The following is a 23,593-nucleotide window of genomic DNA, read 5'->3' on the forward strand; positions in this document are numbered from 1 at the left end:
CTCCTTAGTCGTCTTTACGGAACATTTTCAGCATCCGCTGAGTCACAGTAAAACCACCGGCAATATTAATGGTGGCGATAAGCACGGCGATCCCCGAGAGCAGTAGTACTACCCAGGAGGTGTCGGCTTTCATCTGCACTAAGGCGCCCACAATAATAATGCCGCTAATGGCGTTGGTTACACTCATTAATGGAGTGTGCAAGGCATGTGTTACGTTCCAAACTACGTAGTAACCCACTACACAAGCCAGCAAGAACACAGTGAAGTGCTGTACAAAGTCTGCTGGTGCTGCGTCGGCTACCCAAGCAAAAGCGGCTGCGCCGGCTGCTGCTAGCACTGGTTTTAGCCAAGGCTTGCTTGGTTTTTCTTCTTCCACTGGCGCCGGCTCTGCAGCAGGTGCTTCGGCTTGAGGCTGAGCACTTACTTGAATTGCTGGCGGTGGGAAAGTGATTTCGCCATCTTTAACCGAGGCTACGCCACGTAAAACTTCGTCTTCGAAGTCGATGTTGATTTCGCCATTTTTCTCTGGGCTAAGTAACTTAAGTAGGTTTACTAAGTTGGTGCCGTAAAGTTGGCTAGCTTGAGCAGGTAAACGGCGAGAAATATCGGTTAAGCCGACAATGGTTACATCGTGCTTAACGGCAATTTCGCCAGGCTCGGTTAACTCACAGTTACCGCCAGTGGCTGCTGCTAAATCAACAATTACGCTACCTGGCTTCATTAATTCAACCATGTCGGCCAAAATCAGCTTAGGTGCTGGGCGGCCTGGAATTAATGCGGTGGTAATAATGATGTCTACATCTTTGGCTTGTTCGCGAAACAAGGCCATTTCGGCTTCAATAAAGGCTGCGCTCATTTCTTTTGCGTAGCCGTCACCGCTGCCAGTATCTTCTTCTTCGTAATCAAGCTCTAGGAACTCGGCGCCCATAGAGTTAATTTGCTCTTTTACTTCTGGGCGAGTATCAAAGGCGCGCACAATAGCGCCCAAGCTACCAGCGGTACCAATGGCAGCCAAACCGGCGACACCTGCACCAATTACTAATACTTTAGCGGGTGGTACTTTACCCGCAGCTGTAATTTGACCGGTAAAGAAGCGGCCGAAGTGGTTAGCTGCTTCTACCACTGCGCGGTAACCGTCTACGTTGGCTAGCGAGCTACGTGCATCCAATGATTGAGCACGAGAAATCCGTGGCACCATGTCCATGGCTAATAAGTTAACCTTGGCTGCTTTAAATTTTTCAAGCAATTCTGGATTTTGTGCAGGCCATGCAAAACTGGCTACCGTTGCGCCTTCCTTTATAAGAGAAAGTTCGTCGGTGGTGTTGTCGCTTCCGTCTAGTGGAGCGTTAACCTTAAAGATGAGGTCAGCTTGAAATGCTTGCTCTTTGCTTACAATTTCTGCGCCTGCTTCGCTATAAGCATCATCATTAAAGCTGGCTGCTGTTCCTGCACCGCTTTCCACTGCCACAGAGAAGCCTAGTTTAAGCAACTGCTCTACGGTTTTTGGGGTGGCGGCTACCCGGCTCTCCTGGTCGAAGATCTCCTTAGGTATTCCGATTTGCATAGTGTGTTCCTGCTAATGGTTGTTATGTTGAGTTGCTGTGTTGGCAACACGTCGCTGCATATTAAATGTTTGTTAGCTACTGCATGTTAGCTAATTTTTCGCATTTGGTGTGTATGAAAGAAAACTACGGCCTAACAGTCAAGTAACTTCGCACAAAAGTATCGCTTATTTCCATTGGTCAAACCAATTTGTAAAGTTTATCGGTGTGATAGGTTATGCCTAGGTTGAATAAAGTTAGCAGAATGTAACGCGCACCTGTGTAAAAGCTTAGTAGTGGCATGGAAATAGCAAGAACCCATTGCGTCTACTACTCTTTAATAAAAGCACCTTACCAAGCTTGGCAAGGTGCGAGATGTAAACCAAACCATAAGAGGAAGTAGTTAACTAAACTAACGGTGCGTTGGAGGTTGTTATGGGTATTGCATTATCGTTAATGATTGCAGTATTGGTGTGGGCAAACATGGTTCAGGCAAAGCCTAAACTGGCGCTCGACTTTAGTGTTGAGAACGAGCTCGAACAACCTCAAGCTGCTAGTGATTTATTCAATGATATTAACTGGTTACAAGAACAGAATTTTAGTGCTGGCAGCGCTAGCAGTAATCAGCTTCCTACTAATATTACTGAGCAATCTGAGTTTTTACGTTACCAGCAAGTGCCGCAATGGCGTGCTAATTGGCGTGGTGGAGTGCGCTGGCAAGCGCAGAATAATTTGTTGTTTCGTGCTAAAGGTAACCGTTTGTCGGGGCACTTAACCTTGTCGAACAAAACGCTGTGTGCAATTTGCAAAACGCAAATCGACACCACAGTATGGAAAGATGGCCACGTACAGCTGCAACTTAAATCTTACTTTGAATAACCCTGCGCTGAGCAGAGGATGCCAATAAGCTCTTGTATATTTGGTGATTGATATTCTGGTTTGTTCCACCATTTGCCGTGTAATAGCGCTACTTTCGCAGTGGCTACCATCAGCGCCAAAAAATTATCTAGTATGCTTATCTACTTTATTCGGTAAAGGTTTTTGCATTACCGAATTACGTTTTTATTTTGCTATTTCTTGCCCTAGTTAACATCTCAGTGAAATCGCTCTAAATTACCTATTTTGCAGTAGCTTGGCGGGAATTTCTCAGGATATAATCTAATAAAAAAGAGGAGACTATCTTGGGCTATTTGTTGTTGGCCTTAATGCTTGTATTAGTTTTACCCGCAGTAAGCTTTTTTCTCGGTTATATCCACCTTTATCTAGAATATGGCGTGGTGGTGTCGGCAACCATTATTGCATTATGGCTTTTCTTCGATTTCGTAAAAATCAAAAAGCGCTAAGCCTAGCCTGTGAGCGGCCTGCGCTCTAGTTTTGCAACTGTCTTTTATGTCATTAGTTATTATTTTGAATAATTATTCACTAGGCTTTATTTGAATGATAGCTCGGTGTAAGTAACTGATTCATCTATTGTTATTTTCTCGGCTTAACCCGAATATAGCCAAACAGATATAAAACACATTTTCTACATGCCAAAAAGCTATAAGTAATATTTTCTTATATTTTGCCTTATTTTTAAGTTGTTGTTTTTTATGGATATTATTTTTTGTGGATTTGGCTTGCATCCCCAAAGTGGTAAATTAGTACTTCACATTTCTAGCAAAAGCCTATAGATTACCTCCCGCAAGACTGAGCTAGATCAAGAAATGTTTGGCTAAATGGAATTTTTACTGATTATTTCTTGTGCAATTTTTATTCACTAGCTAGCCTTACTTACGCAAGTGGCAATAAGCAAAATATAACGAGAAATTAAACATAACATTTAACTTTTTCACCCTTGCAACAACTTAGGAGATTTATCTAAATGGAACAAGACCAACAACAAACGATGCGTTGTTTTGCAACTGGTAAAGGTTTTTTTGTGCGCCTTCCAATCAGTGAAGATATTGAAGCAAAAGAATGCGAATCAGATGTTGAAGCGGCCGAGTAAACTACCCCGTAGTTGCCTTTTTAACTCGTGACTCGAACTAACGCTTGTTACATCCTAAACCGCTAGCTTTGGCTAGCGGTTTTTTTATGCCCGTCAGCTACCGCATAATTTGTACCTTTTCTTAGCCTCAAAATAATAGTTATCGATGAGTTTGCTTTAGGTCAAACTCGCTGGTTATTTTGGCCTCAACTTCCTGTTAGGCCAGTTTGTCTCTACTAAAATTAAATTGAGTAAGCTGTTGTTTAGTGTTGGTTCTAACTAAGGAGCTTATTATGAACATGTTACCTAGAGATCATTGGTTTGGAGAAGACCATTTGTGGGAGCAGCTTTTTAGCCCACAATTTACCATGCGTGATGATGGTTTTTTCCAACCGCGTGTCGATATCATTGACAAAGAAGATAGCTACTTATTTGTTGCCGAGTTGCCTGGTGTGGCTAAGGAAGATATTGATGTGCAGCTACACGATGGTGTGTTGAGCATTCAAGCCAAAATTGAGCAGCAACATCAACAGCAGGGTGACAGTGTACTGCGTAAAGAACGCCGTAGTGGTTTTTTCCGCAGAAACATTAATGTTGGTAAAGCCATTCAAGCTGAGGATATTAGTGCTGAATTAGTCAACGGCCTGTTAATGCTTAAAGCGCCCAAAGCTGTTGCTAAGGTGAGTGAAAAGCAGCAAATAGAAATTGGTTAAGCGGAGTACCGCCTTGGCTAAGTAACACAAGCTGCCAGTTATTGATGGTTATTGCTGGCGGCTTGGCTTTGTTCACGTAAGTGCTGTAAAAAGGCGCTTATATTGGGGTTTTCGAAACGCTGAGCTGGATAATAGGCGCATACGCTGCGTTGCTCAGACAATAAGCCGGGTAGCACTTCAACTAACTTCCCGTCTAATAGATGTTGTTGTACCAGATCTTCTGATACTAATACTACGCCCATATGGTGAACAGCTGCTTGAATGGCTGCCATAGGGTCGTGAGTAACAAAGCGACAAGCTTGGTTAAGCACAGTGCCTTCATTTAGTTTTACACCACCTGCTTTGATTTGTCCTTGCACCAACAATAGCGGCAGAGCTTGCAGTTGCTTTGCACTTTGTATCGGGCCGCAGCCGGCTAAAAATGTGGGGCTGGCAAAACACTTTACCGCGTAATTAAATAGATGCAGCATGCGATAGCTAGTGCTATCAAAATTGTCTAGCTGGCGCGTTACTACAATGTCGAGTGATAAATCTGGAATTTCCCCTGGCTCTACTTCCAATAACTCAATATTAAGGTGCGGATGCTTTGGCAAAAAAGAAGCAATTAAGGGCGTCACAAATAAACTGCCGGACACCGCAGGAGCGCCAATCGTGAGGCTGCCAGTTAAGCCAAGACTAGAGGGGCCAAGTTGTTGGCGCATATTATTGAACTGGCTTAACCAATCGCAACTTTGCAAATAAAACTGCTGGCCTTGCTCTGTGGTGCGCACCCTGCGAGTCGTACGTAATAACAATTGGCAATGCAATTGAGACTCTAACCAAGAGATGCGTTTGCTACAGGCTGAGGTAGTAATGTTAAGTTGCTGCGCAGCTTGCACAAAGCTGCTGCTTTCTACCACTGCTACGTAAGTTTGCACCGCGTTCAACCAATCCATATTCGGCCTCTTTTGATTAATTGTTTCCTGCTGGGAAATAAATCATGTCTTTGATGAATGATTATCCGCTTTTGGCTTTGTTTTACAATGAAGAACGCTGATGTATTGGAGTTTATTAGTGAGCTATTCGCGAGTCCCGCTGTTTTTTTCTATTGCCTTTATTGCTTGTTCCCAATTAACCAATGGGTTGCTGGCGCCTGCCTTACCAGAAATGGCCACGCATTTTGCGGTAGAAGAGCACTTAGTGCAGCGCCTTATTGTGGTGTTTATTTTGGGCTTGGGCATATCCCAATTATTTTATGGACCGCTAGCCGATAGTTATGGCAGGCGACGGGTATTTTGGATGGGGCAGGCAGTTTTCCTGCTGGGTAACCTACTCACGTTTTTGGGTTTTAATCATCTTGATTTGTTATTAGCCGGCGTATTAATTCAAGGTTTAGGCGCAGGCAGTAACCAAATACTGGCCCGCTGCTTAATTAGTGACAGTTATCGCGGTAAAGAGTTAAAACATGGTTTTGCTTGGTTGGGTATGGCTGCGTCGGTTATTCCCGTTTTAGGTCCGGTTATTGGTGGCATAGTGACGGCTTACTGGGGCTGGCACTATCTATTTGTGATCATAGGTATTGCTGGCGCGAGTTTACTGATTATTGCTGCCAAGCTATTGCCAGAAACCCAAACAGAAGTTGGCCCGCCGCTAAACTTGAACCGTGTGGCAAACGACTATTTAAGCTTGGCCTTCGATCGCCACTTTATTCATTACTCTAGCTTTGCTTGGATTGCCAGCATTGGCTTGATGTACATGATTAGTAGCGCGCCTTTTGTATTGCAGCATGGCTTTGGTTTGTCGGCTGATGATTTTGGTTTAGTTATGATAATCCCGGCTGCAGGTTTGGCTTTGGGCAGCGCTTTTACTCGCCGCTTTAACGGTCGCTGGCCAGAGCAACACATTTTGCTGTTAGCCTCGCTGCTGCCTTTTATCGCAGCGTTTATATTGCTCACTCATTCAAGCACGTTAATTTGGGTGATTGTAGCGATGAGTTTGATCAGCATTAGCGTAGGGGCTATTTATCCTATTTCTCAATCTGGTTTGTTTGGCCACTTTTCGGGGCAAGCTGGCACGGTGTCTGCCCTAAGTGGCACAACGCAGATGACCCTTACCGCCTTAGCCGTTGGTGGCTTAACCACCGCCTTTATGCCGAGCCCAAGTGCGATGGCGATCATATTTAGCGTGATGGCTTTAGCCTTAATACTCAACATGGTGATCCAGATAGTGAAAGTGAAAGCGCCAACTATGCAATGATTACTGCTTATTGAGTTATCTGCAGTTTACTTGCTTTAGGGGGTTATGATGACGATTCGCCAATTGGGAAAAACCGAGTCTTTGTTTGCCGAATTGACCAGCACGGGTGCCATGTTGGTGGTGAATGCGGTGACAGTGACAGGTAAGATAAACGCTCACTTTATTCCGCGAATCCATCAGTTATTGCAACTTCGCCACCCGTTTTTGTCACTGTGTTTAAAACAAGTGGCGCAGCAATGGCAGTGGCAAGAGTGTTCTAGCCAGCCAGAACTTGAAGTGGCAGAAATTGATGAAAGCAAGCTGCCATTTTCCCAAGCACTGCGTGACACCATGCAGCAACAAACTAATACCCCGCTTAACGTTGGCGGCCCGCTTTGGCGGGTATCGGTTTTGTTAGGTCAGCAGCAATCGGCTCTGGTGATTAGCATGCATCACAGTATTTGTGATGGCTTGTCGGCGGCTTCTTTGTTAGCTGAGTGGTTAGAGCGGCACCAGCAAGTGGCTCAACAAAAAGTGCCAGATATTCAGCGCTTAAGTATTCGCGCTGGCGTTCACCAAGCCTTGGCCATGGATGAGTACTCGCCTGACGATAACCCTTTTGCCACTCCTATTAGTCCGGCTCAAGCAGGAGTATGGCTAAACCAAGCTGGTTTAAGGCAAAACCAACAGAATAAACTGGAGCTGTTGAATTTTAGCCAGCAACAATCTCAGCGTTTATTAGCGATAAGCCGTAAACATCAAGTGAGCCTAACTATTACTCTTTATTGCGCAGCGATTGAAGTAGCCGCAAAGATTGCTCGCTCACCAGTGAGTAAAGTAAGTGCTGGCGGTAATGCCAATGTTCGACCAATAGTTGAACCACCGGTAAATCAGCAAGAACTAGCTTGTTATGTTTCTATGTTCTCGTTTGAAGTGGCTAGCGATTCATCGCAAGGCTTTTGGCAACGCGCTCAGAAAATTAAACAGGCCTATAAAGAGATAGTCGACTCTGGTCTGCACTTGGTGTCGTGTAACGACAATTGGTGGGAGGCGCAGGCACCACGCCGTGCCGATGATGAAATGCAGCAAGTAGCAGGCAGATTCAATTGTTTACACCTATCTAATCTTGGGCCTTTAGAGCCGGTGTTTGACTCTTTGGAAGATTCTGGTTTAGTTCCCCAGCAATACTATTTTACTGCCGCTCAGCATTTGGTAGGGGCCATATTTTGGCTTGGCGCGCAAAGTGTCGCTGGCGCATTAAGCCTTACGATTAATTGTGTAGAACCGATGGTTGATCAAGCAATGCGTAACGACTTTAGCAGTTTGCTTAAACAAGGTTTGTTAGGCTTAATTGAAGAACGTTGAGCGATGAAAGATAACGCTAACAGACGAGGTCTATAAGATTTGATAGCTAGCACCTATCGCTAACAGTGAAATATTCGATTTTTTTATTTAGTAGCTAGCCGCTATAGTAGGGCTAATTCACATTGGTTTTGGAGTTTAAGATGTTTGCAGTAATTTTTGGTCGTCCTGGTTGCCCTTATTGTGTTCGCGCCAAGCAGATCGCCGAGCAATTAAGCGAAGCACACGAAGACTATAACTATCGTTATGTTGATATTCATGCTGAAGGCATCTCAAAAGCCGATCTTGAAAAAACTGTAGGTAAGCCGGTTGAAACTGTACCGCAGATTTTTGTTGACGAGAAACACGTTGGCGGATGTACCGAGTATGAAGCATTAATGCGTGAACAGTTTGATATCTAATACAAGATTACCCCATTAAAGCCCGGCACTCGCCGGGCTTTTTGTTGCCCACTATTTAAGTAAACAAAAAAATACAGCATTGTTGCTAGCGCTTAGCTACAAAAGTGAGGATTGTTTAACTAAGCTCAAATTAACTCGATGTAGCCAATAGATGAGGAGTTGATTATGGATGCGAGCTATATGTTGAACCTCGAAGCCAACATCTTATTAGGTATTGTGAATGAGAAACTGCGCTTAGAGTGTAATAGCCTAGAAGACCTAGCCTTAACCTTTGGTTTTGAAGAGCGCTCCTTAGCGCGCCGGTTAGAAACCATTGGTTACCATTACGATGTGATAACTAATCAATTTAAAGCGATTTAAACTTGGCTTAAGTTACTGAATGTTAGACACTGTTGATGTGTCTAACAGGAGGTGACCGATGCTAAGAAAAATAGGATTATTATTGGCGTGCTGTGTTTCGCTGCCCGCACTCGCGGATGTAAGCATTGGTGCTGGCTATACCTTTGGCGGCGAAATGACCGACTTGGACACTGAACAGACCTATTCGGTTCGTTCGGCTCCTTCTTATATGGCCGCCTTTGATTTTGCTACTAGTCGTGGCGAAAACCGCAAACGTGAGACTTACGAAAACTACGTGGGAGCGTTGGTGTCTTGGCAAAACACCGAGATGGACGATTCGGCCACTACCGATGTAGACGTAGTATATGCTCATTTAACCGCATCTCGCCGATGGCAATATGAAAACTTTGAAACCTTTGCCAGCGGTGGCGCTGGTGTTACCCATTTTGCTGCCAGCCCAGGTAGTGATACCCAACGCTTTTCTATTAGCTTAGGTGGCGGTTACTTTTATCACCTCACTGAAAACCTCGATTTAAAACTAGAAGGCCGTCTATATGGCACCTTTGTAAACGAAGGTACCAGGATAGAGTGTGGCCCTGGTTGCCAAGTTACTTTTGTGGGCAGTTATTGGTCCCAATTAGGCTTAAATTTGGGGCTGAACTACCGATTTTAAGCTCACCCGCCAACGACATAATCTTCTGGTAAGTGCTGAAAAATATCAGCACTTACTAAATAAACTGCTTAAAAAATAAACTCTTACAAACTATTCAATAAAGTTCCGCTGTCATTAATCTTTAATACTTCAGTCACCTAGCTGTCATTTTTCAACCCTAAGATTTGTTCAACTTTTACTTGATGTACTTCACACTTTTTTAGGGATTAAAATGAAAAAGCTTACTATTATCGCTCTGGCGGTTGCCGCTGCTTCTGGTTCAGCTAACGCTGCTAAAGTTTACGAAGATGAAAAACACGCTGTTGATCTATATGGCCGTGTATACGCTGGTTACACTGCTGGTGACGATGCTGGTAAATCTGACAACTTTGGTGCTGACCAATATGTTCGTTTTGGCGCTAAAGTTAAATCTCAGTTTGGTGAATCAAGCTACGCTCTTGGTCGCTACGAGCTACAAATGGAAAACAACGGCGAAGGTGACAACACTTCAGCTACTAAAGCACGTTTAGCTTACGCTGGCTTCGGTGGCGACTTTGGTGAAGTAACTTTCGGTCGTAACTACGGTGCTTTAGAGCTAGTAGCCGATTGGACTGATTCAAGCTACGTTAACCCTTACGGTAACTCTGCGATTGGTATCAGCTCTAGCCGTGAAGAAGGTATTGGCCGTTCAGACAGCGTTCTTAAGTACGCTGGCGAGTTCAACAACTTCGACATCCACGCTTCTTACAAGTTTAACGATAACCAAAAAGACGAGACTACTGGTGCTAGCCAAGACAACTCTGCTTACGGTATCGCTGTAGCTTACGGCTTCGACTTTGGTTTAGGCCTAGGTGCAGGTTACAACATTGCTAACAATGGCGATGCTAAAGACAGCACAATGGCTCTAGTTGGTGTTAACTACGACGCTAACGGTGTTTACGCTGCACTTAACTACTCAATGGGCGAAAATAACAAAGCCTTTAAATTGCACGGTTCTGACGCTAAGAACGAGCACACAGGTTACGAGTTAGTTGCTGGTTACAAGTTCACTAAAGCTTTCCGCGCGCAAGCAATGTGGAACAAAGCTGAAGTTGAAAACGAAGGCCAAGCTAAATACGACGCTGTTGATTACTACACTATCGAAGGTCGTTACGACCTGACTAAGCAATTACGCATTGTAGCTGCTTACCAAATCAACAACATCGACGACGCTGAAAACGAATTCCACTTCGCAGCACGCTACGACTTTTAAGGAAATGTAGTCAACACGCTAAGCGCCTACTTAGCGTGTTTCCTTATTATCTTGTGTATGTTTGTCTTTTTACCAGCTCTATCTAGAGCTGGTTTTTTGTATTTGGCTACTCAGCAATAAGGCTTAGTGAGTGATATCCATCATTAAGATCTTAGAGCGTCGTTGCAGGTTGTAGATAGCCTGCTTTTCGGTAGGAAGATCTTCAAAATCGGCAGGTGCAAAGCCGCGCTCTCTAAACCAATGAATGCTTTTAGTGGTTAGCACAAACAACTTGCTTAAGCCTTGTTGTCGAGCGCGTTTTACAATTGCTTGCAATAAGCGGTCGCCACGGCTGGCTTGACGATATTGCGGGTGGCTAACTAAGCAGGCCAGTTCGCCAATGTTTTCTTGTTCGAAGGCATAAAGTGCAGCACAGCCAATGATCATGCCGTCGCGCTCTACAATGGTAAATCGTTCAATTTCCATCTCCAGCAATTCGCGTGAGCGACGCACTAGTATGCCTTCTTCTTCTAGTGGTCTTATTAATTCGATAATGCCATTAATGTCATCAAGCCTTGCTTCACGCACTCGTTCGTAACTGTATTGAACTAGCTGGGTTCCACTGCCATCGCGGGTATAGAGCTCTTGCAGTAGCGCGCCATCTTGCTGATAGCTCACTAAGTGGCAACGATCAATGCCTCTATCACTACATTGGATAGCCGCGCGTAAGTAGCGAAGCGTGTCTTTGTCGGTTTCTCGCAGAAAGGGCTCAGAGCGCATCAGCTGATTAGCGGTGTCTGGCAATAGCTCACTCACTAGCTGGCCTTTGTCGTTATGAATGCCTTGCTCGGGACAGAAATAAATCACTTTGTCCGCTTTTAAAGAAACTGCGATTTCGGTGGTAATGTCTTCTGAACAGATATTAAACAGTTCGCCAGTTACAGAAACACCCAAAGGCGACACCATGACTATTTCGCCATGATCTAATTGGCGCTTAATACTTTGATGGTTAATGCGTCGCACCTTACCGGTGTGCAAAAAGTCGATGCCATCTTCTACGCCAATGGGCTGGGCTACCACAAAGTTGCCACGCACCACATTAATGTGGGCTTGATGCAAAGGTGAATTCACCAAACCCATAGATAGCTGGGCTTCAATATCCATTTGGATTTGGCCAACGGCTTGCTTAATGATGTTTAGGCTACGCTCGTCGGTGATGCGTTGTTCACCGGCAAACAAACAACTATGCTGATGTGCTGCAATCAGACCATCGATTTGTGGTCGAGCGCCGCATACCAATACTATTTTCACCCCAAGGGTTTTAAGTAGCGCGATATCTTGAATGATGTTGCTAAAATTGCCACTGCTGCTGGCTTCGCCACTAAGCATTACAACAAAGGTTTTGCCTCGGTGGGCATTAATATAAGGCGCCGACTGACGAAACCAGTTGACTAAATCTTCGGCCGAGCGGTCCAAATTCTTCTCCGTGAATAACTAGCTACTAGATCTGACTAATGAGTCAGATATTTGTGTATTGTTGCATATTCCTTAGCATTGTCGAGCAATATGTTTTTCTTCATGACAAAACTTATACACAGTTATCTTATGCAAGAGTTGTTTAGTTAAGCTATGTGGAGTATAAGCTGCTGTATTATCTCAGCTAAGCTTCATTTAATCTGGATTAGCTGATGGAATTTAGATGATGTTTTTATCAATGAGAGGGTGAATATGGAAAACTATGTCGTACCTGAGCATCTGGCGATGCGTAAGCAGCCAAGCCAAGAGCGAACCAGGCGACTAGTGGAGCACATCCTAGATAGCACCTTGTCTCTTATCAAAGAGCAAGGTATGGCGTCGGTAAATACCAACCTTATTGCTCAATATGCCGAGATCGACATTGCTTCTTTATACCGTTTCTTTAAGAACAAAGATGCGATCTTTTTTGCCCTCGCTAAGCGTTGGTTTGAAAAGGTCCAGCTGGTTGTTGCAGAGCACAACTTTCAACAAGTTGTTGGTAACATCGTAGAGTACAAAGACAGCACCCAGTTTCTGATTAATCAGCTACCAGAAACCGATGTTATGTTGGTGAGTTTTCATGAACTGTTCACTCACGATCAAGATTTTAAAGCCTTAGAGTATTGGCACCGCGAGATTGTGATACTCCACAGTAAACGCTCGTTTATTGAAAACGGCTCAAAGTGGGATGATGAAGCCCTAACCAGTGTTTGTTTGTATTTGTATGGTTTCACTCGAAACTTTATGGCGGGAACAATCGGTTTTAGCGCTGAAGAACATCAACATCAATTTACTTGGTTTCAAGTGATGTTAAACGAAGTGCGTGAGATGGTGTTGTTAGGCGAAGTACCGGAGCAGTTTTTACGCTAAGGCGTCACTGACAATATGCGCTTGGCTGGCACTGGGGTATTCTTGCTCGTCAACCAAGCGTTCTGCACCTAAGCAATGTAACCACGAACCGTAATCTAAGGTTTTGTTTCCTAAAATTAATTCTTTTAGTACCTGTTCTGACAAACCTTGAGTAATAGGTTTACAGCTCGGCCAAGTTTTCCTGCCATTTTGTGCGATCGTCACTGTATTTTCCGCGCCTATAAGGTCAAACTATTCTGCATATAAGATTCAGTGTGGGTCAATTTGGTGATAAACAAGTCAGCTTGTTACACCAATGTGAAATGGCGCTCAATTTTTGACCAATTGGTAAGTGAAAGCATGCAGTGCTTCACATTATTTTTTTAGGGAGTAATCCATGGAACTGGAAGCCTTTTTCCAGCAGGTAAAAAAACTGCCAGTGATGCCGCAAATTATGCAGGAATTGCTGACCAGCATTAACGATGAGAATGTCGATTTACATCAGTTGGGTAAAAAGCTCGCTACTGATCAATCTTTGGGTGCCAACGTACTTAAAATGGCCAACTCGGCGGCGTTTCGCGGCATTAAACAAATAGACTCTATTGAAGCTGCGGCTATTCGTTTAGGTCTAAAGCGGGTTCGTTCATTGGTGGTTGCTGCGGGTTTAAATGGCATGATGCCAAGCAAAAACTTCGACCAACAGCAGTTCTGGAGCCAAGCCATGTATGTGGCGTTGTTAGCGCAAGCTTTAGCAAAAAGCACCGACATTGAACCGGAAATGGCGTTTACCTGCGGCATGTTACACAACTTTGGTGAATTACTAATAGCCAGTGCAACACCCGAAGAAGCGGGCTTAATTGAATTGAGCTTAGAAACCGGGGAAACGCGGGTGTCGGCACAACGCCAAACCCTAGGTTTAGATTATGCGCAAATTGGTGGAGAGCTAGCGCGCCGTTGGAACTTTTCTCCGGTAATCACCGATGCCATTGAGCAGCAGCTTAATCCAATGGATTTTGAAGAAGTGTCTAAGCCAGCTGTACTAATCCGCTTGGCCATTTTTGCTCACCATGCGCTTAATGCCGGTTTAAGTAGTGAAACGGTGGCCAACAACTTACCTGCTCCTTTGTGCGAAGTGGTGGGGGTTGATAAACAGAAGGTGACCGAATTTATTGCCGACGCAGTAGAGCAAGGCGAGCAAATGGTTGCGACCAGCGTAGCTTAAACATAAGTCTGTTTAGACTAAAAAGGGATTAGCTAAGCTAATCCCTTTTTTGTTTGAGTGGCTTGTTTGAGTTAGGCATTTGGTTTAATTGCTGGGAGATTCAAACCCTCGTAGCCACCACTGCTTGGCTTGTTTCAGTGCTCGTTGGGCGTCTTCTAACAACAGGTAATTAACTGGCACAATCAACAACGTGATCATGGTGGCGAAGATAATGCCAAAGCCTAATGATACCGCCATGGGGATCAAAAATTGTGCTTGGGTACTTTTCTCGAAAATCAGCGGCATTAAACCTGCAAAAGTGGTGAGCGAGGTGAGTATTACTGCTCTAAAACGGGCCACACCGGCGTTGGCTACCGCGCTCATTAAGTCCACCCCTTTTTTACGTTGGCGATTAATGTAGTCCACCAATACTAGGCTGTCGTTTACCACCACACCCGTCAGCGCCAGCATGCCCATCATGCTCATAATGGTTAATGGCATGCCCATAATCATGTGACCTAATACTGCACCCACTGCGCCATAGGGGATGATCGACATAACTACTAGGGGTTGCCAGTAGGAGCCAAATGGAATCGCCAACAAGCCGTAGATAACAAACAGCACAAACAACAAGCCAAAGCCTAAACTGCTAAAGGATTCTCGTTGTTCTTTGGCTTCGCCTTCTAGGCTAGCATTTACCTGTGGGTAGGCCACCAAGGTTTGGCTGAGCCACTGCTGCAGTTCTGTTTTAATCACCTCAATATTGGCTTGCTCTTTGTTCACGTCAGCCCGAATATTTTGGGTGCGTAAGCGGTCTATGCGAGTAATGGTGGCTGGGCTTTGAGAAGGGGTCACGCTGGCCACTTCACTAAACGGTAGCTCGGCCCCGTCGGGGGTGCGAATAAGCATGTTATTGAGGTTGTACTGAGAGCGACGCTCGCTGGCGGGATAGCGAACGTATACTTTTACATCTTCACGGCCGCGCTGAATGCGCTGCACTTGATAACCAAAAAATGCACTTCTTACCTGCTGGGCTAAATCATTTAAGCTCAAACCTAGTGCTTGTGCTTGAGGTTTAATGTTTAGTTGTAGCTCTAGCTTGCCGTCGGCCAGGCTGTCTTCAACATCAAATACCGCTGGGTATTCTTGTAGTTTTTGCTTGGTAAGGTTGGCAACCTGGGCCATCGCCGCAAAATCGTTACTGCTGAATTGCACATCTAAGGGCGAGCCACCGCGGCCTATTTCTGCCCTAAAGGTTAGGCTTTCTGCGCCAGGCAGGCTACCGATGAGTTGTCGCCATTCTCTGACTAAATCGCCACTGCTAATTGGGTTAGTGCGTGACTCGGGCGGCTCTATTTCAAATACCACTCGGCCTTTATTACTTTGACCACTACCCGAGCCACCGCTAGAACCGCTGGTGGCCAAAATATTCAAAATAACGCTATCGCCGGTTTCTTGATCACGGTATTTTTCTTGTAATTCTAGGGCGGCACCGAGCATGCGATTAATGTAATCGTCGGTGGTATTAAATGCGGTGCCCGCCGGCATTACTAAGGTGGCACGGGCGGTTTCACTGGGCACTCTAGGGAAGAAAATAAAACGTACCCAGCCGGCTGTGGCCAAAGACAACACCACCACAAAGATACTAATGGCGATGGCCGCACTTAGTAGCCGCCGAGATAGAGCAGCTTTTAGCAGCGGCTTATAAAACTTTAAAATAGCCGCTTCAAAGCCATTGGCAAAGCGGTTTTGCCAATAGCTAAAACGCCCCGGATTGTTACTTGCCGGTTTAATGTGTTTTAAGTGGGCGGGCAAAATCAACTTTGATTCCACCAAAGAAAACAGCAGTACCGGAATAACAATCAGTGGAATTTGCGCAAATATTTTACCGCGAACGCCTTCAATCATCATTAATGGCATAAAAGCAGCAATGGTGGTGAGTACGCCAAAAGTAACCGGTACAGCCACTTCTTGCGTGCCTTTAATTGCGGCATGCAAGGGCTCCTCACCTGCTTTTAGATGAGTATATATATTCTCACCGGTGACAATGGCATCATCTACTAAGATCCCCAGCACCATGATAAAGGCAAACAGCGAGATAATATTGATGGTGACATCCATGGTTGGCATCAGCAGCAAGCCTCCCATAAAGCTAATGGGAATACCTATACATACCCAAACTGCAATCGCAGGCCGCAGGAAGATTGCCAGTAACAAGGCCACCAATAAACAGCCTTGAATGGCACTGTTTTTTAAGGTGTTTAAACGAGCTTTTACGATTTTGGCACTGTCTCGCCAATAGTTGAGTGAGATGCCTTGTGGCAAATAAGACTGCTTATCGCTGATGTATTGTTTCACCGCATCGGAGATGGCAATGGCACTTTGATCGCCAACTCGATACACCTCAATCATTACTGCTGGTTGGTTATTGAAGCGGTTCTCGATGGGAGTTTCTTCAAAGCCATCGACCACCGTAGCAATGTCTGATAAGCGAATGCGGGTGCCGTCGGCGCGACTAATAATTAGTAGATTGGCAAACTCATCACCTACATAAGCTTGGCCTTTGGTGCGCAGTAATATCTCACCGCCCTGAGTTTTCACCGAACCTGCGGATAAATCTAGCGAAGCTTGGCTAATGGTTTGAGCAACTTTACTTAGCTCAAGGCCATATTCGCGTAGCTTTTGCTCGGAGACTTCGATAGAGATTTCGTAAGGGGCTACCGAATCTAACTCGACCTGAGTGAGCTCGGGTAGCTGCAATAGTTCATCACGAATCGATTCCGCTACTAAGCGCAATTCGCTATGAGCTAAGTCGCCGGAGACGGCAACGGTAATGGTTTCTCGCTTACGCTGGGTAAGGCTTACTACTGGGCGCTCTGCATCGCTAGGGAAGGTATTAATCGCATCGATACGTGATTTAATATCGCTCATTACGTCGCGAGTATCGTAGCGAGAGTTAATTTCGGCGCTCACTCGAGCAGCCCCTTCTTGCGAGACTGAAGATATTTGGTCGATACCTTCAATATCGCTGATCGCTTCTTCTATGCGAATTGCTAGGCTTTCTTCACTTTCTTCTGGGCTGGAGCCCGGCAAAGCGATGCTCACATTCACCATATCTAATTCAAACTCAGGGAAAACTTCTAGCGGCAATCGAAATTTGGCCGAATATAAACCTAAGCCGACGATTAGCACCATTAGCAAGTTAGCGGCAACATGATTGCGAGTGAACCAAGCAATTAAGCCATGCATAATAGTTCTCTCCCTAAGGGGATTAATTGGGTAATTTGCTGCATGGTTTAAGCTCCTATGGGCTTAGCGGGGGTACCACTAATTACCCTGCCAAGGGGCGTAGTTACTAACATTTGGCCGGCTTCAATGCCGCCGTTCACAATATAACTTTGCTGATCTTGCCACAGAATGTTGACTGATTTTCTTTGTAGTAATCCATCTTCCAATACAATCACTTGTTGCCCCGAATAGAGAGCGCTGCGAGGGATAATAAATACTTGCTCCAAGGTTTTTCCTTGAATTTTCGCGCTGACAAACTGGCCAATTTTAAGCGCCGGTTTGTTTTCGTTGGCGGGGCCGTAAGGGTCATCAATTTTTGCCACCACAAACAGTTGTCTGCTGGCGCTATCTAGGGCTGCTTCACTGCGTTCTACCTTAGCTTGCCAATGGTATTCTTTAGCGCCAAAGTTAGTGCTTAAATCTACTAGAGGTTTGCTGGTTGGGCTTTGACTGCGACGATAGTTTTCAGGAATATTTAATACGCTTTGCTCATTCAAACTTAAGGGTAAACGCACTTCCAAATAATCGACAGCGTAGCTGCTAGCGAGGTTTTTCCCGCTGCTAACGTATTCACCCAGCTCGACATTTTTTTCCAAAATTCTTCCGGCGTAACTAGCGCGGATCACGGTGCGTTCTAAATCCAATTTAGCGCGAGTTAACTTGGCTTTGGCCGAGGCCATCGCGGCTTCTTGAGCGGCCAACTGAGGTTTGCGTAAGACTAAGTCGTTGGCCGGTTTGCCTTTGCCTAAGCGTTTCCAGTCACGCAGGGCTTGTTCTACTTTGGCTTGTTCTTCGGCTAATTGCAGTTGGGTAGTTTGTAACTCTGCTTCGGCGATAGTGATGGCATTTTGGTAATCTCTGGCATCAATTTTAAGTAGCACTTCGCCTTTTTCAAAAAAAGCGCCCTCGCGAAAATTATCCGACACATAGGTAATACTGCCAGCTACTTGGGCGACTAGGTTGCTTTCGGTATGTGGGCGAATGGTTCCAAAGGAGCTAACACTGGCCTGATAACTCTGCAAACTGAGCGGACTCACTTCCACTGCGAGTTTAGCGAGTTCTGCTTGCGGTTTACGTTGAGCCTGTGGTTTGTTTGCCTTGATGTATTGGCTAATAAGTAGGCCAATAATAATCACCAACAGAGGCAGGCTAAGTCGTATCAGTTTGGCCATAATTGGCATCACTCCAGTTAAAATAATGGCTCGGAGGCAAAGGTCTCGCGAGTGGTTTGTGCTTGTTCGAGATGCCCACCTAGGGCGAGGTAAAGCTCGATACGATTTTGTAGCTGCAAGTTAAGCGCGGTAATGGCGCTGCTTTGGGCATCAAAGGCGCGGCGCTGCGACTCCAATACCGTGACGTATTCATTTAAGCCGGCTAAGTAATTTTCAAAGGCTAAGGACTCAGCTTGTTTTGAGTCTTCCGCTGCGGTGGCGAGTAGCTGAGCGTTTTGGTACAGGCTAGGCTCGAGGGTGAGGCTTTCTTCCACTTCGCCAAAACTTGCCAATACTTGCTCTAAATATGCCGAGTTTAAACCTTGAGCAACCGCGTACTGTTGAAGTTGCTGATTCTCGCGACGAGCGGCATCAAAAATTGGCGCGGTGACTCCGGCAAACAAAGACCACACCAATGATTCACCATTAAGTAATTGGTTGAGTTGGCTGCTTTGCGCGCCGCCACTGGCGGTAAGGGTAAGGCTAGGGAAGCGGTCACGATAAGCTGCATACACCCGTAAGTCGGCTGCGGCTAGCCGATATTGAGCTGCCTTAATGTCGTGGCGTCGAACTAATAACTCTGAGGGCAAGCCTGCTGGTATAGCATCTAATGGTACGTTAAGTTGCCCAGCTACTTTAATGTCACCGCCGGGGTAGCGACCAAGCAGTAGCTCTAGCTCGCGCTGTGCTTGAGTGAGTTGATTGTTTCGAGAGTTTAGCTGGGCTTGAGAAGCACTTAAGTCAGCACGCGCTAGGTAAACATCTAAGGCACTGTTTAAACCACTTTGATAGCTTTCTTCAATAATTTGCAGGTTGGCTTTGAGGTTGTTATAACGTTCTTCAATGAGCTGTTGCTGCTGCTGGGCCTCAATCACGTTATACCATTGTTGCGCAGTGTTTGCGGCTAGGCGAATTTGCGCTTGTTGCCATTGTTCAAAGCTTACTTTGGCATCTAACACTGCGGCTTGTTGCAAGGCATCAAGTTTTCCTAGCCAATCAATTTCCCAGCTAATATCTAGGCCTGCGCGCAGTTGAGTGGCGGTGCTACTATCGCTGCCACTGCGTTGGCCGGTTAAAAAGGCTTCAACATTTGGCCAGCTTTGTGAATCTTGGATTTTTACTTGGTAAAGCTGTTGGTCAAGGGCGAAGCCTTGTTGTTGTAACGCGGGATTATTGCTTAGCGCTTCAGTGATCAAGGTTTGGAGGGCGCTCGGTAAGGCTTGCTCAAATCGCTGTTGATTGAATTGACCTTGCTGATATTCGCTGGTCCAGCTGGTGGTTGTGGCCACAGTATGCGGTTCGTGAGCAGGCGTATCGTTCATACTGCAAGCGCTTAAACTTACAACAAGTAGAGTTATCCAAGCCCAACTAGCCACGTGCATTCCATGTCCTATGATTCAATCCTTACTATTAGTGTTATTTAACGTTTCTTGGATTGCATTGTCGAGTCTTCTAGTAAAGCTTTTACCTTTATTTACAGTTGCTTTGGCTAAACCTGGTGTTTAGCTTGACCCAGGCGGTAAAGCTGCAAAATCCAAGAGAAGACCAGTTTTGCATCCAGTGGACGTACCAAACTTGTCTTAGCTAAAACGAATTGAGTAGGCGATAAGATCATTTGCCGTTTATCAATAAGGGCTTCTGCGTAGGCAAGCGGAAACTCGGGATGTCCTTGAATAGCAAAGGTATGTTGGCCTATTTGGAACATAAAGTAAGGACAAAAGTCACTGCTGGCTAGCAACTGGGCTTGCGCTGGAAGAGCAGTTACTTGGTCTTGGTGGCTCACCAAGATGGATAAGCTATCTTGCTCCGTCGGCTCTGCCCAAGTGGGCGCTTGAATAAGAGTGTTTTTAGCCACGCCTAAACCCCAACCTGCACTTGATTTTTCAACCTTGCCCTCTAGTGCGCGAGCAATGATCTGATGACCAAAACAAATTCCTGCCAAGGGGCGCTGCAATTGTTCACACTGCTGTACCCAAGCCACCAATTGTAAAATCCATGGCTGCTGATCGTAGGCATTATGTCGGCTGCCGGTAATTAAAAAACCATCAAATTGATTGAGTTTAGGCAGCTCACTGTTAAGTACATTGAACACTTCAAACTGTAGTTGTGAATCTTGCTCGCTCAGGTGCTTGATGAACATGTCGGGATATTCACCATGAATTTCAGCAAGTTGCTTATCAACTCGGTCACAATTTAGAATCGCAATTTGCATAGTAAAAACCTAAAGAATAGCTATATATTGACCATAAGCTGTTAAATAAACTGTATCAAGTATGGAATAAAATTTAATATTTGTGTAGTTTTGTTCATTATTGGGTAACAGTTGATGGATTCATCCGGAGGGAACATGGCGCAGCAGGATCTAGCTTATTGGCAACAACAAGCGCGGGAATTGGAATTCCCCACTAAGGCATTTATTAACGGAGCGTTTGTGGATGCGCAATCAGGAAAAACCTTTAGCAGCATTAACCCCGCGACTGGACAAGTGCTAGCCGAGGTAGCTGAGTGTGATGCTGCCGATGTTGAATTGGCGGTTAGCGCAGCACGAACAGCCTATCAAAGTGGAGTGTGGTCAAACCTTCCGCCGGCCGAGCGAAAGCAAAAGCTACAAACCTTTGCTCAACTCATTGAGCAGCATCAAACACAACTCGCTTTGTTAGAAAGCCTAGACATGGGTAAACCTATTGGTGACGCTCTGTCCTACGATGCGCCTGCCGCCGCACGCTGTATTGCTTGGAATGGTGAAGCGATAGATAAGGTTTATGATGAAGTGGCACCTGTTACCACTGATGCTCTTGCTTTAGTCACGCGAGAGGCGCTGGGTGTAGTGGCTGCCATTGTGCCGTGGAATTTCCCCTTAGTAATGGCCTCGTGGAAAATTGGACCTGCCTTGGCCACCGGTAATTCGGTTATTTTAAAACCTTCGGAGAAATCTCCCTTAAGTGCACTGTATTTGGCGCAACTGGCGAAACAGGCGGGCATTCCCGACGGGGTGTTTAATGTATTGCCGGGTTATGGACACACCGCTGGGCAAGCGTTGGCGCTGCACATGGATGTAGATTGTATTACCTTTACTGGCTCTACTGCTGTGGGTAAAAAATTGGTGGAGTTCTCTGGGCAATCGAACTTAAAGCGTGCCTTTATGGAGTGTGGCGGTAAGAGCCCGAATCTGGTGTGTGCTGATGTGGCCGATTTAGATAAAGCCGCTGCCACTGCGGTTGCTGCGATTTTTTATAATCAAGGTGAAGTGTGTACTGCTGGGTCTCGGCTTATCGTGCATCGTAGCGTGCATAAAGTCTTAGTAGATAAAATGCTAGCTCTTGTTGATAACTGGCAACCGGGCAACCCATTGGATCCAAATACCAGCATGGGGGCAATGGTTGACGAACTACAGATGCAGCGAGTACTGGCATTTATAGAGCAAGCAAAAGCACAGAGTGCCAAGCTGTTATGTGGTGGTGAGCAAGCTCTACCGGAAAGTGGTGGCTACTTCCTTAAACCCACTATTTTTGATGATGTAGATGCCAAGCTGGATATTGTTAAACAAGAAATCTTTGGTCCAGTGTTAGTAATTCAAGTGTTTGACGAGCTTGAGCAGGGCATTGCCTTAGCCAACGACACCGAATATGGCTTAGCCGCCGGAGTGTGGACCAGTGACATTAATACTGCGGTGCGCACTTCACGTGCCCTGCGCGCGGGTACGGTATTTGTGAACAATTGGGATGGCGGTGATATGACAATGCCCTTTGGTGGTTTTAAGCAGTCGGGCAATGGGCGCGACAAATCCTTGCATGCGCTAGAAAAATACACCGAGCTTAAGTCTACTTGGATTGATTTGACTTAGCGTTAATGGGGTCGGGCTGCTCGATAAAGTGTTCTAAAATGAACTGTTGATCGAGTGGGTTCAAGTCAAAACGAAACGCTACATCGTTTAAGGAGCGAGCATCATGACAATGGTGCTCGCCGATATACTTAACCGCTCTAATCAGATCGGTGCCCTTGGGCAATAAACAACAATCACTCATAGCATCCTCCTGTACATCCTAATGAGGTGGCTAAGCCAAGATGTCACTGGCAATAAAATGTTGCCAGTTATCTTAGCTTGTCACTACAAGTATAGCTGTATTGGCCAGAGAGATAGTTATGGGCGGTTTTTATCAGCCCATAGGTGTAATAATTCTACTGCAATGGTCGCTGCGGCCAATGCGGTCACTTCGCTATTATCATAGGCGGGCGCTACTTCTACTACGTCCATGCCGACAAGGTTTAAACCCTTTAAGCCACGCAAGATTTGCAGAATTCGATTGCTGCTTAAGCCACCAGCAACTGGTGTGCCGGTGCCTGGCGCGTAGGCAGGATCTAAACAATCGATGTCGAAGCTAAGATAAACAGGCAAATCCGCCACTTGCTTACGTATGCTTTCTACCACTTGCTCAATGCTTAAGTTATTAGCTTGGTCAGCATCGATGACAGTGAATGGGTGGCCAACTCGCTCATACTCGGTGCGAATACCTACCTGTACTGAGTGCGCTGCGTCGATTAAGCCCTCTTTGGGCGCATGGTAAAACATGGTGCCGTGGTCGTAGCGGCTACCTTCGCTGTAGGTATCGGTGTGGGCATCAAAATGCACTAAGGCTAACTTTCCATGATGGTGTGCGTGAGCGCGCAATAGTGGCAGCGTAACAAAGTGATCGCCACCAAAGCTCAGCATGGTTTTGCCTGCTTGCAGCAGCTGCTTGGCGTAGGCTTCAAGTCTTTCAACAAACTGTGCTTGCTCACCACAATCAAAGACTAAGTCACCGGCATCAACCAAACTCACTCGATCAAGCAATCTAAAATCCCAAGGCCAGCGCTTTTCTTCCCAAGTTAGGTTGACTGAGGCGCGGCGAATGGCGTCAGGACCCAATCGTGCACCGGATCGCCCGGTTGTGGCTAAGTCAAAAGGCAGACCGGTGATTACTACGTCGGCATCACTTTGCTCGGGACGATGATCTAAGCGCTGTCGTAAAAAGGTATTTGCGTTGGAGTACAGCGAGTAATCAGGATGATCGGCAAGCGTGCTCATTATTTATTCCTTGCTATAAAATAGTTAACAATTCATTGTGAA

Annotated in this window: 23 protein-coding genes; 13 read left to right on the forward strand and 10 right to left on the reverse strand. The window is 45.6% G+C overall.

Going from position 1 to position 23,593, the window contains the following annotated elements; all coding sequences use genetic code 11:
• Positions 1 to 4 precede the first annotated feature (4 nt).
• Positions 5 to 1,564, reverse strand: coding sequence for a Re/Si-specific NAD(P)(+) transhydrogenase subunit alpha (locus tag OAG1_RS01200; protein ID WP_016399855.1), 1,560 nt, complete (start codon positions 1,562 to 1,564; stop codon positions 5 to 7).
• 412 nt (positions 1,565 to 1,976) lie between these two features.
• Between OAG1_RS01200 and OAG1_RS01205 the strand changes: the two genes are divergently transcribed.
• The 4 genes from OAG1_RS01205 (at position 1,977) to OAG1_RS01220 (ending at position 4,223) form a co-directional block, all read left to right on the forward strand.
• Positions 1,977 to 2,420, forward strand: a complete 444-nt coding sequence (locus OAG1_RS01205) for a hypothetical protein (protein WP_338623293.1) — start codon at positions 1,977 to 1,979, stop codon at positions 2,418 to 2,420.
• A gap of 302 nt (positions 2,421 to 2,722) precedes the next feature.
• A complete protein-coding gene (locus OAG1_RS01210; RefSeq protein WP_016399852.1) occupies positions 2,723 to 2,884 on the forward strand; it encodes a hypothetical protein in 162 nt (53 codons plus the stop codon).
• A 521-nt stretch (positions 2,885 to 3,405) separates the two neighbouring features.
• Positions 3,406 to 3,531, forward strand: a complete 126-nt coding sequence (locus OAG1_RS01215) for a hypothetical protein (RefSeq protein ID WP_016399851.1) — start codon at positions 3,406 to 3,408, stop codon at positions 3,529 to 3,531.
• Between the two features lie 272 nt (positions 3,532 to 3,803).
• Positions 3,804 to 4,223, forward strand: a complete 420-nt coding sequence (locus tag OAG1_RS01220; protein WP_338623297.1) for an Hsp20/alpha crystallin family protein — start codon at positions 3,804 to 3,806, stop codon at positions 4,221 to 4,223.
• A gap of 38 nt (positions 4,224 to 4,261) precedes the next feature.
• Here the strand turns inward: OAG1_RS01220 and OAG1_RS01225 are convergent, their stop codons facing one another.
• Complete coding sequence (locus OAG1_RS01225; protein ID WP_152783711.1) at positions 4,262 to 5,158, reverse strand: LysR family transcriptional regulator; 897 nt, start codon at positions 5,156 to 5,158, stop codon at positions 4,262 to 4,264.
• A 100-nt stretch (positions 5,159 to 5,258) separates the two neighbouring features.
• On the opposite strand from OAG1_RS01225, the gene OAG1_RS01230 reads away from it, so the two are divergent.
• The 6 genes from OAG1_RS01230 to OAG1_RS01255 all read left to right on the forward strand — a co-directional run bounded on the left by OAG1_RS01230 (position 5,259) and on the right by OAG1_RS01255 (position 10,443).
• Complete coding sequence (locus OAG1_RS01230) at positions 5,259 to 6,458, forward strand: multidrug effflux MFS transporter (protein WP_338623300.1); 1,200 nt, start codon at positions 5,259 to 5,261, stop codon at positions 6,456 to 6,458.
• Positions 6,459 to 6,503: 45 nt separating this feature from the next.
• Positions 6,504 to 7,802 (forward strand): condensation domain-containing protein, encoded by a 1,299-nt coding sequence (locus OAG1_RS01235; protein ID WP_338623302.1) that lies wholly within the window; start codon positions 6,504 to 6,506, stop codon positions 7,800 to 7,802.
• Positions 7,803 to 7,942: 140 nt separating this feature from the next.
• Positions 7,943 to 8,200: a GrxA family glutaredoxin gene (locus OAG1_RS01240; protein ID WP_016399846.1), complete on the forward strand. Its 258-nt coding sequence runs from the start codon at positions 7,943 to 7,945 to the stop codon at positions 8,198 to 8,200.
• A 165-nt stretch (positions 8,201 to 8,365) separates the two neighbouring features.
• Entirely contained in the window at positions 8,366 to 8,560 is a 195-nt protein-coding gene (locus OAG1_RS01245) for a DUF4250 domain-containing protein (RefSeq protein WP_016399845.1), read from the forward strand.
• Between the two features lie 58 nt (positions 8,561 to 8,618).
• A complete protein-coding gene (locus OAG1_RS01250; RefSeq protein WP_152783705.1) occupies positions 8,619 to 9,212 on the forward strand; it encodes a hypothetical protein in 594 nt (197 codons plus the stop codon).
• 211 nt (positions 9,213 to 9,423) lie between these two features.
• Positions 9,424 to 10,443, forward strand: coding sequence for a porin (locus tag OAG1_RS01255; protein ID WP_016399843.1), 1,020 nt, complete (start codon positions 9,424 to 9,426; stop codon positions 10,441 to 10,443).
• Between the two features lie 123 nt (positions 10,444 to 10,566).
• Here the strand turns inward: OAG1_RS01255 and argA are convergent, their stop codons facing one another.
• On the reverse strand, positions 10,567 to 11,898 hold the full coding sequence (gene argA / locus OAG1_RS01260) for an amino-acid N-acetyltransferase (protein WP_016399842.1): 1,332 nt from the start codon (positions 11,896 to 11,898) through the stop codon (positions 10,567 to 10,569).
• A gap of 252 nt (positions 11,899 to 12,150) precedes the next feature.
• Here argA and OAG1_RS01265 point away from each other — a divergent pair, with 252 nt between their 5' ends.
• Positions 12,151 to 12,807 (forward strand): TetR/AcrR family transcriptional regulator, encoded by a 657-nt coding sequence (locus OAG1_RS01265; protein ID WP_016399841.1) that lies wholly within the window; start codon positions 12,151 to 12,153, stop codon positions 12,805 to 12,807.
• Here the strand turns inward: OAG1_RS01265 and OAG1_RS01270 are convergent.
• A complete protein-coding gene (locus OAG1_RS01270; protein WP_016399840.1) occupies positions 12,799 to 13,011 on the reverse strand; it encodes a hypothetical protein in 213 nt (70 codons plus the stop codon). The genes OAG1_RS01265 and OAG1_RS01270 overlap by 9 nt on opposite strands.
• A gap of 172 nt (positions 13,012 to 13,183) precedes the next feature.
• Here OAG1_RS01270 and OAG1_RS01275 point away from each other — a divergent pair, with 172 nt between their 5' ends.
• The gene (locus OAG1_RS01275; protein ID WP_016399839.1) at positions 13,184 to 14,008 is read left to right on the forward strand and encodes an HDOD domain-containing protein; all 825 of its coding nucleotides are present in this window, start codon (positions 13,184 to 13,186) and stop codon (positions 14,006 to 14,008) included.
• An 84-nt stretch (positions 14,009 to 14,092) separates the two neighbouring features.
• Here the strand turns inward: OAG1_RS01275 and OAG1_RS01280 are convergent, their stop codons facing one another.
• The 4 genes from OAG1_RS01280 to OAG1_RS01295 form a co-directional block, all read right to left on the reverse strand.
• Entirely contained in the window at positions 14,093 to 17,236 is a 3,144-nt protein-coding gene (locus tag OAG1_RS01280) for an efflux RND transporter permease subunit (protein ID WP_338623308.1), read from the reverse strand.
• Between the two features lie 47 nt (positions 17,237 to 17,283).
• Positions 17,284 to 18,447 carry an efflux RND transporter periplasmic adaptor subunit gene (locus OAG1_RS01285; RefSeq protein WP_338623311.1) on the reverse strand — a complete coding sequence of 388 codons (1,164 nt, stop codon included), beginning with the start codon at positions 18,445 to 18,447 and terminating at the stop codon, positions 17,284 to 17,286.
• A 17-nt stretch (positions 18,448 to 18,464) separates the two neighbouring features.
• A complete protein-coding gene (locus OAG1_RS01290; protein ID WP_338623313.1) occupies positions 18,465 to 19,868 on the reverse strand; it encodes an efflux transporter outer membrane subunit in 1,404 nt (467 codons plus the stop codon).
• A 107-nt stretch (positions 19,869 to 19,975) separates the two neighbouring features.
• Complete coding sequence (locus tag OAG1_RS01295; RefSeq protein WP_338623315.1) at positions 19,976 to 20,698, reverse strand: glutamine amidotransferase; 723 nt, start codon at positions 20,696 to 20,698, stop codon at positions 19,976 to 19,978.
• A gap of 114 nt (positions 20,699 to 20,812) precedes the next feature.
• On the opposite strand from OAG1_RS01295, the gene OAG1_RS01300 reads away from it, so the two are divergent.
• The gene (locus tag OAG1_RS01300; protein ID WP_338623317.1) at positions 20,813 to 22,330 is read left to right on the forward strand and encodes an aldehyde dehydrogenase; all 1,518 of its coding nucleotides are present in this window, start codon (positions 20,813 to 20,815) and stop codon (positions 22,328 to 22,330) included.
• Here the strand turns inward: OAG1_RS01300 and OAG1_RS01305 are convergent.
• Together OAG1_RS01305 and speB are read right to left on the reverse strand one after the other, a co-directional pair.
• Complete coding sequence (locus OAG1_RS01305; protein WP_016399833.1) at positions 22,308 to 22,511, reverse strand: hypothetical protein; 204 nt, start codon at positions 22,509 to 22,511, stop codon at positions 22,308 to 22,310. The two genes, OAG1_RS01300 and OAG1_RS01305, sit on opposite strands and share 23 nt — an antisense overlap.
• A 116-nt stretch (positions 22,512 to 22,627) precedes the next feature.
• A complete protein-coding gene (gene speB, locus OAG1_RS01310; protein WP_338623320.1) occupies positions 22,628 to 23,551 on the reverse strand; it encodes an agmatinase in 924 nt (307 codons plus the stop codon).
• Between the last annotated feature and the right edge of the window lie 42 nt (positions 23,552 to 23,593).

Source organism: Agarivorans sp. OAG1, assembly GCF_037076485.1.
Lineage (GTDB): Bacteria > Pseudomonadota > Gammaproteobacteria > Enterobacterales > Celerinatantimonadaceae > Agarivorans > Agarivorans albus.

Coding starts and splice junctions, on each gene's coding strand:
- OAG1_RS01215 (WP_016399851.1), top strand. CDS start 3,406: ATGGAACAAGACCAACAACAAACGATGCGTTGTTTTGCAACTGGTAAA.
- OAG1_RS01230 (WP_338623300.1), top strand. CDS start 5,259: ATGTATTGGAGTTTATTAGTGAGCTATTCGCGAGTCCCGCTGTTTTTT.
- OAG1_RS01265 (WP_016399841.1), top strand. CDS start 12,151: ATGGAAAACTATGTCGTACCTGAGCATCTGGCGATGCGTAAGCAGCCA.
- OAG1_RS01280 (WP_338623308.1), bottom strand. CDS start 17,236: ATGCATGGCTTAATTGCTTGGTTCACTCGCAATCATGTTGCCGCTAAC.
- OAG1_RS01245 (WP_016399845.1), top strand. CDS start 8,366: ATGGATGCGAGCTATATGTTGAACCTCGAAGCCAACATCTTATTAGGT.
- OAG1_RS01295 (WP_338623315.1), bottom strand. CDS start 20,698: ATGCAAATTGCGATTCTAAATTGTGACCGAGTTGATAAGCAACTTGCT.
- OAG1_RS01305 (WP_016399833.1), bottom strand. CDS start 22,511: ATGAGTGATTGTTGTTTATTGCCCAAGGGCACCGATCTGATTAGAGCG.
- OAG1_RS01200 (WP_016399855.1), bottom strand. CDS start 1,564: ATGCAAATCGGAATACCTAAGGAGATCTTCGACCAGGAGAGCCGGGTA.
- OAG1_RS01235 (WP_338623302.1), top strand. CDS start 6,504: ATGATGACGATTCGCCAATTGGGAAAAACCGAGTCTTTGTTTGCCGAA.
- OAG1_RS01300 (WP_338623317.1), top strand. CDS start 20,813: ATGGATTCATCCGGAGGGAACATGGCGCAGCAGGATCTAGCTTATTGG.
- OAG1_RS01255 (WP_016399843.1), top strand. CDS start 9,424: ATGAAAAAGCTTACTATTATCGCTCTGGCGGTTGCCGCTGCTTCTGGT.
- OAG1_RS01250 (WP_152783705.1), top strand. CDS start 8,619: ATGCTAAGAAAAATAGGATTATTATTGGCGTGCTGTGTTTCGCTGCCC.
- OAG1_RS01225 (WP_152783711.1), bottom strand. CDS start 5,158: ATGGATTGGTTGAACGCGGTGCAAACTTACGTAGCAGTGGTAGAAAGC.
- OAG1_RS01240 (WP_016399846.1), top strand. CDS start 7,943: ATGTTTGCAGTAATTTTTGGTCGTCCTGGTTGCCCTTATTGTGTTCGC.
- speB (WP_338623320.1), bottom strand. CDS start 23,551: ATGAGCACGCTTGCCGATCATCCTGATTACTCGCTGTACTCCAACGCA.
- OAG1_RS01205 (WP_338623293.1), top strand. CDS start 1,977: ATGGGTATTGCATTATCGTTAATGATTGCAGTATTGGTGTGGGCAAAC.
- OAG1_RS01290 (WP_338623313.1), bottom strand. CDS start 19,868: ATGCACGTGGCTAGTTGGGCTTGGATAACTCTACTTGTTGTAAGTTTA.
- OAG1_RS01285 (WP_338623311.1), bottom strand. CDS start 18,447: ATGGCCAAACTGATACGACTTAGCCTGCCTCTGTTGGTGATTATTATT.
- OAG1_RS01275 (WP_016399839.1), top strand. CDS start 13,184: ATGGAACTGGAAGCCTTTTTCCAGCAGGTAAAAAAACTGCCAGTGATG.
- OAG1_RS01220 (WP_338623297.1), top strand. CDS start 3,804: ATGAACATGTTACCTAGAGATCATTGGTTTGGAGAAGACCATTTGTGG.